Source organism: Atopomonas sediminilitoris (genome assembly GCF_022601735.1).
GTDB classification, from domain to species: domain Bacteria; phylum Pseudomonadota; class Gammaproteobacteria; order Pseudomonadales; family Pseudomonadaceae; genus Atopomonas; species Atopomonas sediminilitoris.
In genome coordinates this window covers 1-4,010 of sequence record NZ_JAKUMM010000016.1, presented here as the reverse complement: position 1 = coordinate 4,010, position 4,010 = coordinate 1, and the positions used below count along the sequence as shown (strand labels likewise).

At 44.6% G+C, this 4,010-nt stretch carries 3 protein-coding genes; all 3 read left to right on the top strand.

What is annotated here, in order from left to right; all coding sequences use genetic code 11:
- The first annotated feature begins 1,117 nt into the window (after positions 1 to 1,117).
- The 3 genes from MKI83_RS16800 to MKI83_RS16790 all read left to right on the top strand — a co-directional run bounded on the left by MKI83_RS16800 (position 1,118) and on the right by MKI83_RS16790 (position 3,925).
- Positions 1,118 to 1,543 (top strand): hypothetical protein, encoded by a 426-nt coding sequence (locus MKI83_RS16800; RefSeq protein WP_241588471.1) that lies wholly within the window; start codon positions 1,118 to 1,120, stop codon positions 1,541 to 1,543.
- A gap of 1,356 nt (positions 1,544 to 2,899) precedes the next feature.
- The gene (locus tag MKI83_RS16795) at positions 2,900 to 3,403 is read left to right on the top strand and encodes a hypothetical protein (protein WP_241588469.1); all 504 of its coding nucleotides are present in this window, start codon (positions 2,900 to 2,902) and stop codon (positions 3,401 to 3,403) included.
- Positions 3,404 to 3,508: 105 nt separating this feature from the next.
- A complete protein-coding gene (locus MKI83_RS16790) occupies positions 3,509 to 3,925 on the top strand; it encodes a GFA family protein (RefSeq protein ID WP_241588466.1) in 417 nt (138 codons plus the stop codon).
- Positions 3,926 to 4,010 lie beyond the last annotated feature (85 nt).

Below are 4,010 nucleotides of genomic sequence, written 5' to 3'. Positions count from 1 at the left end.
CCTGTAGCTTTACGGCCACAACTTCGCATCCTAACAATGCGCTCAACGCCGCTCACTTCGTTCGCTGGACTGCCAAAGGCTGCGCTTTTGTCAGCCCGTTAGCTTAATCGTTAGGTTCACATCATGAGCTGGGTCGTTCTCATACTCGTATCCATATTCACAGCCTTAGTGAACCTTGTGTTTCTAAGTGGCAATACAGAAACAAATCAAAAGTCAATAATAATTTTCAACTGCGTAATGCTCGCTGGTTACTTACTCATGTACATTTTTTACGGCAGCAAACGCCAAAGCACACTAGAAATCTGGCTTCCTATAAAGTCAAAAATCAAAGCAGTTCTTTTACGTATTTTAGTCCTTGGGCTTTGCCTGGCAGCTCTACCGTTAGCATATAAATTATCGCAAGCATCTGCATGCACAGAATTCTTGGTGTACGGCAAAGGATCAAGCCTAAGCTGGGTACTATCTTTAACGTGCAAGCTAACAGGGCCAATAATTCCAGCGGTTCTTGTGCTATCACTAATGGCTTGGGCGCTTCCTAGCCTTGTTAAAATTGTCTGGCAAAGAACCTAACAAATGGTTCAAGTCGCTCGCTTCGCTCACTGGGACGTCCAAAAGCTGCGCTTTTGGCCGCCCCTTAACCAAACGTTAGGCAAAAATTAACCATGCAGATATCACACCCTATTGTTTTCATAAACAACCATATCCGGCTAATGAAATGCCACGTCATCATCGCAGTGACCTATCTAATATTTATTGGCTTTATAGCTTCATATTTTGACCAACCAAACAGTGGCTTATTACTATTTTTAATTCCCACATTAATACATTTCTCTCTTGCGCTTGGCAGCTATAAGAAAAGTGAATCCTCGAGGAAACTATCTGTATTTATGTTCATCCTTATAGGTATAGGAACAGCTCCAATTGGTACTATCGTAGCAATTTTCTGGCTTCTTCCTTGCACAACCTGGGTTACACCAGAATCTCACAGCCCTTAGTGCTCAGTACGAAAATGCACTTCTCATACGCAAGACCGGAGCCTAACAAGTGGTTCAAATCGTTCGCTTCGCTCACTGGGACGGGCTAAAGCCCGCCCCTTAACCAAACGTTAGAGATAGTCATGAATATACGTGCTCTCATCCTAGGGCTACTCGTAGCATTTTTAGTCAGCGTCATTTCACAAGCTCTGCTACATGGGCAAAAAGCAATCGCTTCCGATATTGCTTTATATACTCCATATTTCCTATCTCCACTCTTTAGTATGTTGACACAAGCCACATCAATGCTGGCATGGGCCATTCCCGGGTTTTATGTCGGTTACTTATCCACAAAAAAACCAGCACAACATGGCGCAATATTAGGAGCAGCATACGGAGCACTACTTGGAGTAGCTATATTAGCAATGCAAGCATCAGAACTAGCCAACACTGACTCTATGCTAATAGTCGCAACATCAGCTCTAACACAAATAGCAAAATACTCCGTGCTTTTTGCGCTAGCAGCTCCTGCTGGCTATCTTCTTGCCATGCATCGTGCAAATCTCTAACAACTGGTTCAAGCCGTTCGCTTCGCTCACTGGGACTGGCTAAAGCCAGCCCCTTAACCAAACGTTAGGGCGCTTCACATAATGCTCGGAAACCACCTAGCCACAACGACACCACACGCTGCTTTTCAGCACGCTGTTTTGTCGGTAGTTTTACGGTTATCTGCCAGTTTCGCGGTGCCGCCTGTGGGTTCGCCGGCGGGTTATTTGCGGTAAGCATCGGAAGGTTTTGACAGCATGGATCAAGTCGCAAATAACTACTTTAGAAAGTCACCACTTCGGCGTTTCAAGTCTTTTCGCTTGGGTTTTGCCTGTAGCTTCACAGCCACAACGAACCATCCTAACAATGCGCTCAACGCCGCTCACTTCGTTCGCTGGACGTCCAAAAGCTGCGCTTTTGGACGCCCGTTAGCTTAATCGTTAGGCGCATTCAATTCGTGGTCATAAAGCACCCAGCCACAACGCAGCCGCAGGCCACTTTTCAGCACGCGGTTTTGTCGTTAGCTTTGGTGTTTCGTTCAAGTTCCGCGGCGCCGTTTGCAGGTTCGCCGACAGGTTATTTGCGGTAAACAAAGGAAGGTTTTGACAGCATGGATCGAGTCGCAAATAACTGCTTTGGCAATCTCCCACTTCGGCGTGTGTCGTCATCAAGTTTGGGTTTGGCCTGCGGCTTCACAGCTACAACGGCAAATCCTAACAATGCGCTCAACGCCGCTCGTTTCACTCGCTGGACTGCCAAAAGCTGCGCTTTTGTCAGCCCGTTAGCTTAATCGTTATGCACTAAAGGGAAATCTGTGCGATCTCTAGCAAGCATCATCTGTGGCCTTATCGCTGGCTGGCTAACAATCGCCGAGCCAGCACTCATCCCTGGCTCATGGAAAAATGAGATCGGCCAGTTTGTAGCACATAGCCAGCTAGTTGATATCGCCGCAAATAAATTATCAGCAATATATGCAACCCCCATAAAGTACCGCCTCGCAATACTCCTATCCAGTCTAATCCCACTTTTCTTATACGCATCAGCTGCCACACTCATATATTTATGGAGCAAAAAGGCTAGGAAAATCTTCTATGCAAGTCTCTGCTATCCAATTTTTACACTTGCATCAACGGCCATAGCATCTAACCTCTCCAGCACGCACAAAAACACACATCAACTCTATCTAAGAAGTTCAATAACGTACGCCGAAGTATATTTCCTAAACTCACTTATTTTTATACTCTTCCTTTACTTACTAATTACCATGGCAAAATCTTTCAACAAATCACGCCAACGCGCATAACAACTGGTTCAAACCGTTCGCTTCGCTCACTGGGACGGGCTAAAGCCCGCCCCTTAACCAAACGTTATGGTGCATTATGAAATTAGTCACAGCAATGATATTCACCATATTTAGTCTTCCGGTACTAGCTGAAAAGATCACGTACGAAATCTATGAGGCAGCTACAGGTCAGCTCGTCGCAAGCGGAGTTAAGGAATACACGACAAAAGATTTGATTCTTAACCCATATGAAAACAATGGAAAGCATGTTGTAGAAAAACTCATTGATCTTGAACAGGGCTACAAGATAGGAGCTCGATTGTTTCAAGAGTCAAAACTTACTGGCTTTGGTCTTATTGCCAAAAAAACGCCAAAAGACTTCAGCTGGGAATGGTATGACCTGAATTCAGGGTCTACATTTAAAAAGCGGCAAGGCGGCACATATGTAAAAGTTAAAACCAGTGGTTTACCGATTATTGAAATGCTAGAAGAAGTTGTATTTGTTGATGACACAAAATTAAGATTTTTTTCAAAAGAATCCGGCAAGAATGACTCGTACGAAATTTTTATCAAAAAAGGCAGCGTGTTGAAATTTAACTAACAGCACCATAACAAGTCGCTCAAGTCGCTCGTTTTACTCGCTGGGACCGGCGTAGCCGGCCCCTTAGCTAATCGTTATATGATCATCCAGTAAGGTGCCATTAAAATGACCCACTCAAAAACAAACTGCCTTTGCGGTGCCGTACAAATCACTGCAGAAGAAATTAATCCTAAATTTACAGTATGTCATTGCCAATCATGCAGAACTTGGGGCGGCGCACCATTCTTCGCGATAAAGTGCGGCACTAAATTGCAAATTGAAGGAAATGATAAAGTTAAAATGTATGAGTCGTCCCCATGGGCGTCTCGCGGGTTCTGTGTAGAGTGTGGAACTCACTTGTTTTTCAAGTTTAAAGAAAGCGGAGAATACAATATGCCAGTCGGCATGTTTCCAGACTTGAACGACTTGGAAATGGATATGCAGTATTTTGTCGACATGAGACCAAGTTACTATTGCTTTTCAAACAAAACAAAAGAAATGACGACGACCGAGATAATGGCTCTTTTCGCACCAAAAATGTGAGCCACATATAACAATGCGCTCAACGCCGCTCACTTCGTTCGCTGGACCGCCAAAAGCTGCGCTTTTGTCGGCCCGTTAGCTTAAT